Origin of the sequence: Bradyrhizobium sp., from assembly GCF_030697065.1 — a bacterium.
Lineage (GTDB): Bacteria > Pseudomonadota > Alphaproteobacteria > Rhizobiales > Xanthobacteraceae > Bradyrhizobium.
On record NZ_JAUYQU010000322.1, the window covers coordinates 1 to 13,013 of the forward strand.

General features: G+C 65.6%; 13 protein-coding genes, 1 tRNA gene and 1 pseudogene. 2 read left to right on the top strand and 13 right to left on the bottom strand.

All coding sequences use genetic code 11. The features are described from left to right. Positions 1-405: 405 nt before the first annotated feature. On the top strand, positions 406-1,551 hold the full coding sequence (locus Q8R73_RS25285) for a DUF2336 domain-containing protein (RefSeq protein WP_305722272.1): 1,146 nt from the start codon (positions 406-408) through the stop codon (positions 1,549-1,551). A gap of 252 nt (positions 1,552-1,803) precedes the next feature. Here Q8R73_RS25285 and Q8R73_RS25290 read toward each other — a convergent pair. The 8 genes from Q8R73_RS25290 to murA form a co-directional block, all read right to left on the bottom strand. After that, positions 1,804-1,879: transfer RNA gene (locus Q8R73_RS25290), tRNA-Phe, on the bottom strand. A 248-nt stretch (positions 1,880-2,127) separates the two neighbouring features. After that, positions 2,128-2,322 (bottom strand): DNA gyrase inhibitor YacG, encoded by a 195-nt coding sequence (gene yacG / locus Q8R73_RS25295; protein ID WP_305722273.1) that lies wholly within the window; start codon positions 2,320-2,322, stop codon positions 2,128-2,130. Continuing rightward, entirely contained in the window at positions 2,312-2,935 is a 624-nt protein-coding gene (locus Q8R73_RS25300) for a Maf-like protein (RefSeq protein WP_305722274.1), read from the bottom strand. The genes yacG and Q8R73_RS25300 overlap by 11 nt, the downstream gene beginning before the upstream one ends. A 181-nt stretch (positions 2,936-3,116) precedes the next feature. Then, positions 3,117-3,584: a low molecular weight phosphatase family protein gene (locus Q8R73_RS25305; RefSeq protein ID WP_305722275.1), complete on the bottom strand. Its 468-nt coding sequence runs from the start codon at positions 3,582-3,584 to the stop codon at positions 3,117-3,119. A 62-nt stretch (positions 3,585-3,646) separates the two neighbouring features. Then, on the bottom strand, positions 3,647-4,150 hold the full coding sequence (locus tag Q8R73_RS25310) for a UPF0262 family protein (RefSeq protein WP_305722276.1): 504 nt from the start codon (positions 4,148-4,150) through the stop codon (positions 3,647-3,649). Continuing rightward, a complete protein-coding gene (hisD, locus tag Q8R73_RS25315) occupies positions 4,147-5,442 on the bottom strand; it encodes a histidinol dehydrogenase (protein WP_305722277.1) in 1,296 nt (431 codons plus the stop codon). Before hisD ends, Q8R73_RS25310 begins: the two co-directional genes overlap by 4 nt. A 180-nt stretch (positions 5,443-5,622) precedes the next feature. After that, the gene (locus Q8R73_RS25320) at positions 5,623-6,075 is read right to left on the bottom strand and encodes a DUF2948 family protein (protein WP_305722278.1); all 453 of its coding nucleotides are present in this window, start codon (positions 6,073-6,075) and stop codon (positions 5,623-5,625) included. A 12-nt stretch (positions 6,076-6,087) separates the two neighbouring features. Next, the gene (murA, locus tag Q8R73_RS25325) at positions 6,088-7,377 is read right to left on the bottom strand and encodes a UDP-N-acetylglucosamine 1-carboxyvinyltransferase (RefSeq protein ID WP_305722279.1); all 1,290 of its coding nucleotides are present in this window, start codon (positions 7,375-7,377) and stop codon (positions 6,088-6,090) included. A 276-nt stretch (positions 7,378-7,653) separates the two neighbouring features. Between murA and Q8R73_RS25330 the strand changes: the two genes are divergently transcribed. After that, positions 7,654-8,409 (top strand): outer membrane protein, encoded by a 756-nt coding sequence (locus tag Q8R73_RS25330; RefSeq protein ID WP_305722280.1) that lies wholly within the window; start codon positions 7,654-7,656, stop codon positions 8,407-8,409. Positions 8,410-8,646: 237 nt separating this feature from the next. On the opposite strand, the gene Q8R73_RS25335 is transcribed toward Q8R73_RS25330, so the two are convergent. From Q8R73_RS25335 to Q8R73_RS25355, 5 genes and pseudogenes are all read right to left on the bottom strand, one after another. Beyond that, complete coding sequence (locus tag Q8R73_RS25335; protein ID WP_305722281.1) at positions 8,647-9,306, bottom strand: NAD-dependent epimerase/dehydratase family protein; 660 nt, start codon at positions 9,304-9,306, stop codon at positions 8,647-8,649. Next, positions 9,303-10,127, bottom strand: a complete 825-nt coding sequence (locus Q8R73_RS25340) for an alpha/beta fold hydrolase (RefSeq protein ID WP_305722282.1) — start codon at positions 10,125-10,127, stop codon at positions 9,303-9,305. The genes Q8R73_RS25335 and Q8R73_RS25340 overlap by 4 nt, the downstream gene beginning before the upstream one ends. Before the next feature lie 146 nt (positions 10,128-10,273). Beyond that, positions 10,274-10,774 carry a hypothetical protein gene (locus tag Q8R73_RS25345; protein ID WP_305722283.1) on the bottom strand — a complete coding sequence of 167 codons (501 nt, stop codon included), beginning with the start codon at positions 10,772-10,774 and terminating at the stop codon, positions 10,274-10,276. A gap of 170 nt (positions 10,775-10,944) precedes the next feature. Then, positions 10,945-12,657, bottom strand: a complete 1,713-nt coding sequence (locus Q8R73_RS25350) for an FAD-dependent oxidoreductase (protein WP_305722284.1) — start codon at positions 12,655-12,657, stop codon at positions 10,945-10,947. A 74-nt stretch (positions 12,658-12,731) separates the two neighbouring features. Further along, a pseudogene (locus Q8R73_RS25355) lies at positions 12,732-13,013 on the bottom strand (hypothetical protein); the annotation flags it as partial.

Sequence of the window (13,013 nt, forward strand, 5' to 3'; positions counted from 1 at the left end):
GTGCCGGCAAACTGGTCACCTATGTCGGAACGGCGGACCGGTTTCCGGGCGTGATCCTCGAGGGTGTGCTGCTCTTCAGCGAACAACAACAGCCGCGCGCGGCGGAGGCGCGAGAGCCGACGCCAAGATCCGCCGTTGCCAGACTCCCGAAGCTGCCGACGCGCTCCCGCTGATCAAGACCCCGGTTTCGCCGCGGCGAAACTGGCGCCCGGCTGGGTCACAAGCGCTTCCAACCGAGCTGCCCCGGGCGCTTTCAGCCGACCACGGGCAAGGTGGTTCGACCTTGCAACAATTTGAATTATCTGTGAGGCAATTGGAGTCAGCTATTTTCACGCGCGGCCGGTAACAGATGTCCGTCAGCCTTCTGTCTGCCACCGCAACGCGAAAATATCCGAGACCAAGCCCATGACCATGTTCTCTTCCCTGATCGGCGAAATTCAGGACACCGCGGTATCGGGGCTCACGAAACGGCAGTTGCGGGCGCTCACGCGCATCACCGACTTGTTCGTCGCCGGGTCCGGTCGTCATTCGAACCGGCAGATCGAGCTGTTTGACGAGGTTTTCAAGACTCTCGTTGCCGCGATCGAGCTGGAAGTCCGGGTCAAGCTCGCACGCCGCGTGGCAACCGACCCCGACGCGCCGGCGACGCTGGTTCGGGCATTTGCCTTCGACGACGCCGTCGCCGTGGCGGCTCCGGTTCTCAGCCGGTCCGAAGCGCTCAGCGACTCCGATCTCGTTGCCACCGCCAGCACCCGGGGCCAGGGTCATCTTCAGGCCATCGCGCATCGTCGAACGCTCAGCGAAGCGATCACCGAAATCCTCATCGAGCGCGGCGAACCCGGCGTCATCCATACGGTTGCGACGAACGCCGGCGCGTGCTTTTCGGACGGCGGCTTTCGCGAACTGGTGGCGCGCGCCGCCGGGGACGCCGAGCTCGCGCTGCGGGTTGGAATGCGACATGACATTCCCCGGCATCACTTCCTGAAGCTTCTCGATACGGCCTCTGCTTCGGTCTGCGCCAGGATCCGCGCGGCCCATCCCGGACTGGCCGATGTCGTGAAGGATGCCGTAACCGAGGTGATCGACGACATCAATCTGGAGCTTCGCAACAAGTCGCCGGATCACGCCAGGGCGAAGTCGCGGGTGAAGCGGTTGCAGAACTGGCATGACCTCGGCGAACGCAATGTGCATGCCGCCGCGCGCTCGCAGAACTTCGAACAAGCGGCAATGACCCTGTCGGTTCTCGCCGGCTGTCCGATCGAGACCGCCGAACGGGCGATCCTCCATGAAAACCCCGGCGTGGTGCAAGTCATCGCCAAAGCCGCCGGCTGCTCCTGGGCAACGGTCAAGGCGCTCCTGCTGATGCGGGCGGCGGAGCGCAGGATGTCTGCAAGGGATCTCGCCCAGGCGCGCGAAGAGTTCGAGCGGCTCGAGACCCGGACGGCAAAACGCGTGCTCGAATTCCATCATGCGCGTCGCACCATGCGCGGCATCGCGCGCCCGCCCATGGTGACGGGGGCGTCGGCTAACGCAGCGGCGCTGGCGGGATAGCTTCGCCGGCACCGGCGGCGCGGGGATTTTGGACCGCCCACAAGCGGGATTTTTTTAAAAGCACTATCCCGCCATTCCTGACGAGGACTGCTCCTCCACTAAAAAGGCCTCCGCCGCGTCGCCGGTATTCAAGGAGATTCAGCGCATCAGTGAGCAGATGAAAATCTGCCGCCGATCGGCATTCCGAAAAAACATTCGGGGGGTGAGGCTAGTTTCGGAGGTCTTGGCGTGAAAGCCGCGCCTATGGAAACATGGTGCCCGGGGGCGGGATCGAACCACCGACACTGCGATTTTCAGTCGCATGCTCTACCAACTGAGCTACCCGGGCACTGCCGGGCGCCGAGGCCCGGGAGCGCCGGTTTATAGTGGGGCCGGGGGGTTGTGTCCACCCGGCTTCGCCTGCGGCTTCGCCGGGCGCGGCCCGGGGGTGGCCCGGGCGGCCAATGGCTGGGAAACAACGCGAATTGACGTTTTCCGCGGTATCCCAGACGGCGGCGGAAGGGGGGGGGGTGGCGTCCGCCATCTCCGGCGGGCGACGCCGTCCTGTCATTGCATGGGGTTGTTTTCGGGATTTTGCTAATCGGCGTCTTCGTCGGCTTCCGGGCGGCCGGGGACGACGTAGGAGCCGGACAGCCAGCGGTTCAGGTCGACGTCGCGGCAGCGCTCGGAGCAGAACGGCTTGGAGGCCTCCGTCGCCAGCTTGCCGCAGATCGGGCATTTCTTCGCCGCCGCCGTGCCGGGGCCGGCCTTTTCCGGCGGCTCAGCTGGCATTGAGCCAGCCGAAGCGGATCGGGTAGCCCTCGCCGCCCAGCAGCGTGACCGATTCGTAGAGCGGCAGGCCGACGATATTGGTGTAGGAGCCGACCATCTTGACCACGAACGAGCCGGCGATGCCCTGCACGGCGTAGCCGCCAGCCTTGCCGCGCCATTCGCCGGAACCGATATAGGCCTGGATATCGTCCTCGCTGAGCCGCTTGAACCGCACCCTTGTCTCGATCAGGCGCTGGCGGAAGGCCTGCTTCGGCGTCACCAGGCAGATCGCGGTATAGACCCGGTGGTTGCGCCCCGACAGCAGCCGCAGGCATTGCGAGGCCTCGTCGACCAGATTGGCCTTGGGCAGGATGCGGCGGCCGACCGCGACCACGGTGTCGGCGGCCAGAATGAAGGCGCCGCGCAATTCGTCGTCGAGCTGCACCGATTTGAGCGCGGCGTCGGCCTTGGCGCGGGCGAGCCGGTTGGCGCAGGCGCGCGGCAGCTCGCCCCGCTTCGGGGTCTCGTCGACATCGGCCGGACGCAGCGCATCGGGCTCGATGCCGGCCTGGTTGAGCAGGCTGAGCCGTCGCGGCGAACCGGAGGCAAGAACGAATTTGGGACGGCCTAGCATGCGGGGATTCGTCGGCGGGAGGACGGGGCGAAATTTGCGCGGAACCTATCGGAACGCCTTCCGAGAGACAACCGGCTACAGGAAGCTTGAAACCACGTCATTCCGGGGCGCGTCGAAGACGCGAACCCGGAACCTCGAGATTCCGGGTGCGATGCTTTGCATCGCCCCGGAATGACGATGTTCACCCATTCGCAGCCCCCACCCTGGAAAACCGCTTGCGGATGCGCATCGACAGGGAGTCGCAGACCTCGCGATAGGCCTGCAGCTTCTGCTCGCGATTGCCGTCGGCGCCGGTGGGATCGTGGGTCGGCCAGTATTCGACGTCGACCGCCATGGTCCGGGTCAGTTCCAGCGCCTTGTGATGCGCCTCCGGCGACAGCGTGACGATGAGATCGAAATTCAGCCCCTCCCAGTCGTCGAGTTCCTCGAACGTGGTCGGCTTGTGTTGGGAAATGTCGTGGCCCAGCTCCGCCATCGCGGCGACCGCGAACGGATCGAGCTCGCCCTTGCGGACGCCGGCGGATTTGACGTAGAGCGCCTGCGGGAACATCTGCTGCAGCAGGCTTGCGGCCATCGGCGAACGCACGCTGTTGAGGCCGCATGCAAACAGCACGGCCTGCGGGGTGCGCGCGCGCGGCGGCGTCTCCACGGACTACGTCCGCTGTATTGTGCGCATGACCCGGTCCGAAAACCGGCACCCACGTTTTGGAATCATCCGTCCTGCCCCTTCCAGTGCAGGACGGTGATCAGCGTGAACAGCCGGCGGGCGGTCTCGAAATCGAGCCGCACCTTGCCCTTCAGCCGTTCCTGCAGGGTGCGGGAGCCCTCGTCGTGAATGCCGCGGCGGCCCATGTCGATGGCCTCGATCTTGTCCGGCGTGGCGGTGCGGATTGCCTGGTAGTAACTGTCGCAGATCATGAAATAGTCTTTGACGATGCGCCGGAACGGCGTCAACGACAACAGATGCGCCACCACCGGCGTGCCGTCCTCGCGGCGGATGTCGAACATCAGCCGGCTGCCGGTGATGCCGATATGCAGGGTGAACGGCCCGTTATCGGCGCCTTCGGGCGCGAACAGGTTCTTCTCGACCAGGTCGTAGATCGCGATCGCCCGCTCATGCTCGATATCGGGGCCGGAACGCCCGATCGATTCCTCGTCGAGCGTCACCGCGACGATGCGATTGTTGGAATCCTCGTCTGGCGGGGGCTTGGTCATGACAGGTTGAGGCGCATTCCCACTGAGCGCGCATGGGCATCGAGGCCCTCGGCCCTGCCCAGCGTCATCGCCGCCGGTCCCAGTGCCCGCAACTGGTCCGGCCCGCATTTCAGGATCGACGTTCGCTTCATGAAGTCAAGTACGCCGAGGCCGGAGGAGAACCGCGCCGAGCGCGCGGTCGGCAGCACATGGTTGGAGCCTCCGACGTAGTCGCCGATCGCCTCGGGGGTGTGGGGGCCGAGGAAGATCGCGCCGGCATTGCGGATCTGCGCCGAGAGCGCCTCCGGATCGGCCGTCATGATCTCCAGATGCTCGGCGGCGATGGCATTGGCCAGCGGCACGGCCTCATCCAGGTTGTCCACCAGGATGATGGCGCCGAACGCGTCCCACGAGGCCCGCGCGATATCGGCGCGCGGCAGCGTAGAGAGCTGCGACTGCACCGCGCGCGCGACATCGTCGGCAAGCCGCGCGCTGTCGGTGATCAGGATCGACTGCGCGTTGGCGTCGTGCTCGGCCTGCGCCAGCAGGTCGGCCGCGATCCAGCCGGCATTGCCCGACTCGTCGGCGATCACGAGCACTTCCGAGGGACCGGCGATCATGTCGATGCCGACCTTGCCGAACACCTGCCGCTTGGCGGCGGCGACATAGGCGTTGCCGGGGCCGACGATCTTGGCCACCGGCGCGATGGTGGCGGTGCCGTAAGCCAGCGCCGCCACCGCCTGCGCGCCGCCGACCCGGTAGATTTCGGAGACGCCGCCGAGATGGGCCGCCGCCAGCACCAGCGGGTTGAGCTTGCCGTCCGGCGACGGCACCACCATCACGACGCGCGGCACGCCTGCGACCTTCGCCGGCACCGCATTCATCAGCACAGATGACGGATAGGCCGCGGTGCCGCCCGGGACATAGAGCCCGACGGCGTCGATCGCGCTCCAGCGCCAGCCGAGCTCGACGCCGAGCGCATCGGTGAAGCGCTCGTCCTTCGGCAACTGCCTGGTGTGAAACACCTCGATGCGGTCGCGGGCGAAGGCCAGCGCGTCGAGCGTTTCGGCGTCGCAGGCCGCCACCGCGGCGTCGATTTCGGCCGAGGTCACCCGCAGGCCGCCGGCATCGAGCTCCAGCCGGTCGAACTTGCGCGTCGCCTCGATCAAGGCGGCGTCGCCGCGCGCGGCCACATCATCGACAATGGCGCGGGTCGCCGCCTCGATATCGGCCGAAACCTCGCGCTTGGCGCCGAGAAAACCCGCGAATTGACGGGTGAAATCGGCGCTGCTGTGGTCGAGTCGAACGGGCATGGCGGCTTTCCAAGGGTACACTGCTCATGACGCGGCGATAAACCGCCGTCAACCCTTAGCCCGGACCGTAGGGTGGGCAAAGGCGCCCTTGCGCCGTGCCCACCATTTCTCAGCTTGCGCGATGGCAGATGGTGGGCACGGCGCGAAGGGCGCGCCTTTAGCCCACCATACGGCAGCGTCTCACGCCCCCAGCCCCGACTCCGCGCCCTCGCCGAGTTCGCCGGTGCCGAGATCGTCGTCGCCAAGGTCGGTCAGCTCGCATTCGAGACATTCGACGTCGAGCCGCAGCGCCCCGCCCTGGGCGAACAGCAGCACCGCGCTGCCGCCGGGGGCTTCGCCGGGATGAAATTCGATGCCCAGCAGTTCGAGGGCGACCGGCGGCGCCTCCAGATCGATATTGCGCGATTTGCACGCCAGCACCCGGTCGAAGCGCAGCGCCGCGATCAGGCGGCGCGGCGCGGTTTCCCCCGCCAGCGTCTGTTCCCAGTCCAGCCGGGACATCCCGACCACCAGCCGCTTTTCACCCTGCCGCCAGACGATGTCAGCGGTCTGCACCCGGGCGTCCTGCACATGCGCCGAGATCACCGCGAGATCGTCGGCGTCGAGCGCGATCAGTTTGAGCTCTGCCGTCACCGATGCGCGCCCCTATCCGCTGATGCGTTCGATGGTGGCGCCGCAGGCCGACAATTTGTCCTCGAGCCGCTCGAAGCCGCGGTCGAGATGGTAGACCCGGTTGACCATGGTCTCGCCCTCGGCGGCGAGCCCGGCGATGACGAGCGACACCGAAGCGCGCAGGTCGGTGGCCATCACGGGCGCGCCGCGCAGCCTGGCGATGCCGTCGATGGTGGCGGTCTCGCCGTCGAGGCTGATCCGCGCGCCGAACCGCGCCAGTTCCTGCACATGCATGAAGCGGTTCTCGAAAATCGTCTCGGTGATATGGGAGGCGCCGCCGGCGCAGGCCATCAGCGCCATCAGCTGCGCCTGCAGATCGGTGGGAAAGCCCGGAAACGGCGCGGTCGAAACCGTCACCGGCATCAGGCCGGCGCCGTTCCTGACCACGCGGATGCCTTCATGATCGGCCGTGATCACCGCGCCGGCCTCGGTCAGCACGTCGAGCGCCGATTGCAGCAGTTCGGGCCGCGCGCCGGCCAGCAGCACATCGCCGCCGGTCATCGTCACCGCCATCGCATAGGTGCCGGTCTCGATCCGGTCCGGCAACACGGTATGCCGCGCGCCGTGCAGCTTCGCCACCCCTTCGATCACGATGCGCGGCGTGCCGGCGCCGGAAACACGGGCGCCCATCTTGTTGAGGCAGTCGGCGACATCGAGGATTTCCGGCTCGCAGGCGGCATTGGTGATCACGGTGGTGCCTTTGGCCAGGGTCGCCGCCATCAGCGCGACATGAGTGCCGCTCACGGTGACCTTGGGAAAGTCGATGGCGGCGCCCTTCAGTCCGCCGGGCGCTTTCGCGACCACATAGCCGCCGTCGATGGTGATGATGGCGCCGAGTTTCTCCAGCGCCATGATCAGGAGATCGACCGGCCTCGTACCGATGGCGCAGCCGCCGGGCAGCGACACCCTCGCCTCGTGCATTCGCGCCAGCAGCGGCGCGATCACCCAGAAACTGGCGCGCATTTTCGACACCAGTTCGTAGGGCGCGGTGGTGTCGATAATGTCGGCCGCCGAGATATGCAGGGTCTGGCCCTGGTATTCGCGGTCGCCGGGCCGTTTGCCCGCCGACATGATATCGACGCCGTGATTGGAGAGAATGCGCTGCAGGTTCACCACGTCGGCCAGCCGCGGCACGTTGTCGAGGATCAGCGTCTCCTCGCTCAGCAGACCCGCGATCATCAATGGCAGTGCGGCATTCTTGGCGCCCGAGATCGGAATCGTGCCATTGAGCTTGCTGCCGCCGACGATGCGAATGCGATCCATGCCAATTCCTGTTTGCAATGCATAAAGTATAGGGCGAAGGACGCCCGGATGGCAAAAGCTTTGAAATTTGCGGCTATTTGATGGGATTTGGGCCGGTTTCGGGTCGTGGCGTCGCCTTCCCCCTGCGCATTCGCTGCCGGTGCTGATGCGCGCCCCCGGGCGACCTGCATTCGGTGCCGTACTGTACCAATAAGGAGACATGATTTGGGTCCGCGCGGCGTAGCCTGCTCGCAGAAATTGATTCGTCCACGGGACTTCGACCTCAAAGGATTTGGCATGCGCAAGCTCCTGCTCGGCACCGTCGGCGCGCTCGCCATGATCACATCGGCCTCCGCAGCGGACATGGCCGCCCGTCCCTACGACAAGGCGCCGATGCTCGCCATGTACGACTGGAGCGGCTTTTACCTCGGCGCCAATGGCGGTTGGGGATCGAGCCACAAGTGCTGGGATTTCAGCAATGCGGCCGGCGCGTTCAACGTTTCCGAGGGTTGCCATGATGCAACCGGCGGCACCGCCGGCGGCCAGGTCGGTTATCGCATGCAGAGTTCCTATATCGTGTTCGGCGTCGAAGCCCAGGGCAACTGGGCCAATTTCCGCGGCAGCAATGTGAGTATCCCGTTCCCGGCCGTCACCAACGCCACCCATGTCGACGCGTTCGGACTGTTCACCGGCCAGATCGGCTACGCCTGGAACAACACGCTGCTCTACCTGAAGGGCGGCGCCGCGCTGACCTCCGATCGCTATTGGGGCTATCTGACCGCCAACGGCCTCCAGATCAGCAACACCGTCAACGACACCCGCTGGGGCGGCGTGATCGGCGTCGGCCTGGAATATGGCTTTGCGCCGAACTGGTCCTTCGCGGTCGAATACGATCATATGTTCATGCAGGACAGGTTCATCACCTTCACCAACAACGGTACGCTCGCGCCGGCCGGCACCGCCTACGCCAGCGACCGCATCCACCAGGATGTCGACCTCGTCACCGTCCGCCTGAATTATCGCTGGGGCGGCGCGGTCGTCGCCAGATATTGATCTTCCGTTATTGGCGACGGGGCCGGGATACCGGCTTCCAGATACAGGCCTCGGAGAATTCCGATTCGGATTCAAGACGCGTATCCACACGTCCGCGTTCACGCAGGGCCGTTTGAAGCGACAGATGATTCAGCCGTCATTCCGGGGCGATGCGCAGCATCGAACCTCAGGTGCGCAATTGCGCACCGGGGAATCTCGAGCTTCCGGGTTCGCGCCTCGCGCGCCCCGGAATGACGGTCAGAACCTGTTGATATCCTCGCTCTCCAGCACCGGCCGCGGGAAACCATCGCGCGCCACCTTGATCATGGCGCGGCCGAGTTTTTCGGACGTGGTCATGATGCCCGGCGCGGCGCGGACCAGGTATGACAACATCGGTGCTAACACCGTGTAGACCGCGTTGATCCAGCCGGTCTTCGAGCGCACGCTGTGCAGCGGCTGGATCCCGTTGGGACGAAACATGTAGGCGGCCCTGAACGGCAGCTTGAGCAGGTCGTTCTCGGTCTTGCCCTTGACCCGCGCCCACCTCCGGCTGCCCTGTTCGGTGGAATCGGTGCCGCGCCCGGTGACATAGATGAATACCATGCCCGGATTGAGCTTGGCCAGCGTCGTCGCCGCGGCCATGGTGACGTCGTAGGTCAGATGCCGATAGCGTTCCGGATCCATTCCGAGCGAGGAGACGCCGAGGCAGAAGAAGCAGGCGTCATAGTCCGACAGTTCGGATTCGATCGCCGAAAAATCCGTGAAATCGCCGTGGACGATTTCACGGAGTTTGGTGTGTTTCTCGCCGGTCGGGCTGCGCCCGACCGAGAGCACGCTTTCGACGCCGGGATCGATCAGGCATTCGCGCAGCACGCCCTGCCCGACCATGCCGGTTGCGCCGAACAGGATGACTTTCATGATTTGATGAAGGCCAGCAGGTCGGCGTTGATGGTCGCCGCTTCCGTGGTGGGCATGCCGTGCGGAAAGCCCTTGTAGGTCTTCAGCGTGCCGTTCTTCAACAGTTTGGCCGACAATGGCGCGGAATCGGCATAGGGAACGATCTGGTCGTCGTCGCCATGCATCACCAGCACCGGCACGGTGATCTTTCCGAGGTCTTCGGTAAAGTCGGTCTGCGAGAAGGCGATGATGCCGTCGTAATGCGCCTTGGCGCCGCCCATCATGCCCTGGCGCCACCAATTCTGGATGATGGCTTCCGACGGTTTGGCGCCGGGCCGGTTGAAGCCATAGAACGGGCCCGAAGGCAGTTCGCGGTAGAAATTCGAACGATTGGCGAGCAGCGCCGCCTGCAATCCGTCGAACACTTCTTTTGGCAGGCCGCCGGGATTGGCCGCGGTCTTCACCATCAGCGGCGGCACCGCGCTGATGATGGCGGCCTTCGCCACCCGGCTTTCGCCGTGACGCGCGATGTAGTGCACCACCTCGCCGCCGCCCGTGGAGTGGCCGACGTGAACGGCATTCTTGAGATCGAGATGCGCCGTCAGCGCCGCGAGATCGTCGGCATAATGATCCATGTCGTGGCCGTCGCCGGTCTGGCTGGAGCGGCCGTGGCCGCGGCGGTCATGGGCGACAACGCGGAAACCGTTGTTCACGAAGAACAGCATCTGCGTGTCCCAGTCGTCGGACGACAACGGCCAGCCGTGGCTGAACACGATGGGCTGACCGCTGCCCCAGTCCTTGTAGAAGATTTCGGTGCCGTCTTTGGTGGTGATGGTCGGCATGGTGGACTCCTTCTTGCTCTTGTTGGCTCGTCATCCTGGATCGTCATTCCGGAACACGCGCCTTCGCGTGGACCCGGAATCCGCCAGATTGTTGATCGAGATTCCGGTTTCGTGCTCCGCTCGCCCCGGAATGACGATCGATGATTTCAGCCGTATGACGGCACCGGCCGGTACCGCCGGACCGCGCCGATGATGGCGACGACGAAGAACACCAGCACGACACCCTGGGCGATGGCGAAGGGCGGCTCGGCCGGCGGCACGCTCGGCGCCAGCGCGTGCAGCGCCGGCACCTTCAGGAAGCTCTGGATCACCAGCACGAACACGTTGAGATAAAGCGAGATCAGCGCGGTCAGCACGTAGATCCAGCGCCACGCTCCGAGAAGTTTCTTGCCGTACAGTGCGAAACAGGCGACCGCCAGCAACCCCAGCGAAAGAAAACCGAACAGATGCGACGGGAGGAACTTCTCCGTCACCAGCGGCGGAATCACAAACCCCGGGGCGCTGGTCAGGATCGTGGTCGACAGGAAGATCGCGGTCAGTCCCGGCATTCGGCTGGAGCCGAGCATGCCGAACATGACGATGATGCCGGCCGCGATCGCAATCAGGCTGATGACGACGTGCACGGTGACGAACGTGGATAAATCCATGCCAAGGATCACGAGTATCTCCCAGTTGAAATGCCGAATGCTACGGCCGACATCAGGAGATTTCCATTCAAGCCTCGGTGTATTCAATCATACACAGGTATACGGAAGGGATTTTCCTGCTACGCAGGCCCAGATCCCACATCGTGAAGAACGCGACGCCGGCCCGCTGCCTAAACCGCGGGCTTCGCCGCATCGTCCAGATAACCGTGCAGCGCCGCGACCACCTGCGCGCCTTCGCCGATCGCGCCGCCGACCCGCTTGACCGATCCCGACCTGACATCACCGACCGCGAACACGCCGGGCACCGACGTCTCCAGCGCCGATACCGGGCGCCCCTCGCCCGTGTCGCATTGCGCGCCGGTGACCACGAAGCCGCCGCGATCGACCATGACGCCGCAGCCGTCGAGCCAGTCGGTGGCGGGATCGGCGCCGACGAACAGGAACAGGTTGCGGATTTCGACCGCGCTCTCGTCGCCGCCGAGGCGGCTGCGCCAGCGCACCCGCTCGAGCGAGCCTTCCTCGCCGCCGTCAAGACCGACCACTTCGGTATTGAACAGCAATTCGATATTGGGCGTGGCCTCGATGCGCTCGATCAGATAGCGCGACATGCTGGCGCCGAGGCCGCCGCCACGGATCACCATATAGACCTTGCGGGCGTGGCTCGACAGAAACACCGCGGCCTGGCCCGCGGAATTGCCGCCGCCGACCAGTGCGACCTCCTGGTCGGCGCAAAGCCGCGCCTCGATCGGGGAAGCCCAGTACCAGACGCCGCGGCCTTCGAAACTGGCGAGATTGGCGATGTCGGGCCGCCGGTAGCGCGCGCCGCTGGCCACCACCACGGAACGGGCGCGCATCAATTGTCCGCAATCGGTCGACAGCGCGAGAGCGCCATCGTCGCGCGAGCAATCCAGCGATCGGACCGAGACCGGGATCAACATCTGCGCGCCGAATTTCTGCGCCTGATTGTAGGCGCGGCCGGCCAGCGCCATGCCGGAAATGCCGGTGGGAAAGCCGAGATAGTTTTCGATTCGCGCGCTGGCGCCGGCCTGGCCGCCGAAGGCGCGGGCGTCGAACACGGCGACCGACAATCCCTCGGAGGCCGCATAAACGGCGGTGGCGAGCCCCGCCGGTCCGCTGCCGACCACCGCGACGTCGTAGAGCTTGTCGTGATCCTGGTCGCCGATCATCCCGATCGCGTAGGCGATTTCCGACTCCGTGGGATTGCGCAGCACCGTGCCGTCGGGGCACACCACCAGCGGCAGGTCGGCGCGGGAGGCCGCGTAGCGCGCGACGAGGTCGGCGGCGTCCTTGTCGGTGGCGGGATCGAGCAAATGGTAGGGATGGCCGTTGCGGCCGAGAAAATTCTGCAGCCGCGCCATGTCGCCGAGCGTGTGGGCGCCGATCAGCACCGGGCCGCCGACGCCGCCCTGGATCAGGTTGACCCGGCGCAGGATCAGCGCGCGCATGAGGCGCTCGCCGAGATCGGCTTCGGCGACCAGCAGCGCCCGCAATTGCTCCGGCGGGATCAACAGCGTCTCGACATCGCCCTCGGCATGGCCGTCGACCAGCGCGACGCGGCCGGAGAGTTGGCCGATCTCGGCGAGAAACTGCCCCGGCCCCTGATCGATCACCGGGGTGACGTTGCCGAGGCCGTCACGCTGGGTGATCGCGACGTGGCCGGACAGGACGACGAACATGCCGGGGCCGGGCTTGCCGGTCTCGAACAGCATTTCCCCGGAGCGGTAGCTGCGGAGTTCGCCGAACCGGCGCATCCGCGCGATCTCGTGCGGGGTCAGTTCCGGAAATGTCTGCTCGTGACGGGGAAACGCAGGGGACGACCCAGGACCATCCGTGCTGTTTTCAGAGATCGAATCTGTCCTCATCTTTGTCTTGCACCTCTAGCAACCCAATACCGCCGCGAAGCGGACAAGCATGTCCCGGGCCACACCGCCCGCAGTCAATCATTTCCTCCCGACTGCCGCGTGACAGCCCCGCCCGGTTGCTCGCCGGGTTCGTCATGTAGGGAGGCGCCGGCATCCTCGCGAGGTGCGGCGTTCGCATCGCTGCGTCCCCTCGCCTGCGACTTTCGCCGCTTGAGATTCTCCCGCAGCGCCAGTTTCAGCCGGTCCTGCCGCGGGTTTTTTGCCGGCTGGCCTTCGCCGATGCCGTTATCGTCCTTCATGGCTGACCCGTTCGAATGGTTGGCGCTTGCAAGCGCCGGAGCATAGACCGGCCCCCC

Excerpts from the sequence above, each read along its gene's own strand:
- Q8R73_RS25285 (WP_305722272.1), top strand. The coding sequence starts at position 406 with ATGACCATGTTCTCTTCCCTGATCGGCGAAATTCAGGACACCGCGGTA.
- yacG (WP_305722273.1), bottom strand. The coding sequence starts at position 2,322 with ATGCCAGCTGAGCCGCCGGAAAAGGCCGGCCCCGGCACGGCGGCGGCG.
- Q8R73_RS25300 (WP_305722274.1), bottom strand. The coding sequence starts at position 2,935 with ATGCTAGGCCGTCCCAAATTCGTTCTTGCCTCCGGTTCGCCGCGACGG.
- Q8R73_RS25310 (WP_305722276.1), bottom strand. The coding sequence starts at position 4,150 with ATGACCAAGCCCCCGCCAGACGAGGATTCCAACAATCGCATCGTCGCG.
- hisD (WP_305722277.1), bottom strand. The coding sequence starts at position 5,442 with ATGCCCGTTCGACTCGACCACAGCAGCGCCGATTTCACCCGTCAATTC.
- murA (WP_305722279.1), bottom strand. The coding sequence starts at position 7,377 with ATGGATCGCATTCGCATCGTCGGCGGCAGCAAGCTCAATGGCACGATT.
- Q8R73_RS25330 (WP_305722280.1), top strand. The coding sequence starts at position 7,654 with ATGCGCAAGCTCCTGCTCGGCACCGTCGGCGCGCTCGCCATGATCACA.
- Q8R73_RS25335 (WP_305722281.1), bottom strand. The coding sequence starts at position 9,306 with ATGAAAGTCATCCTGTTCGGCGCAACCGGCATGGTCGGGCAGGGCGTG.
- Q8R73_RS25340 (WP_305722282.1), bottom strand. The coding sequence starts at position 10,127 with ATGCCGACCATCACCACCAAAGACGGCACCGAAATCTTCTACAAGGAC.
- Q8R73_RS25345 (WP_305722283.1), bottom strand. The coding sequence starts at position 10,774 with ATGGATTTATCCACGTTCGTCACCGTGCACGTCGTCATCAGCCTGATT.
- Q8R73_RS25350 (WP_305722284.1), bottom strand. The coding sequence starts at position 12,657 with ATGAGGACAGATTCGATCTCTGAAAACAGCACGGATGGTCCTGGGTCG.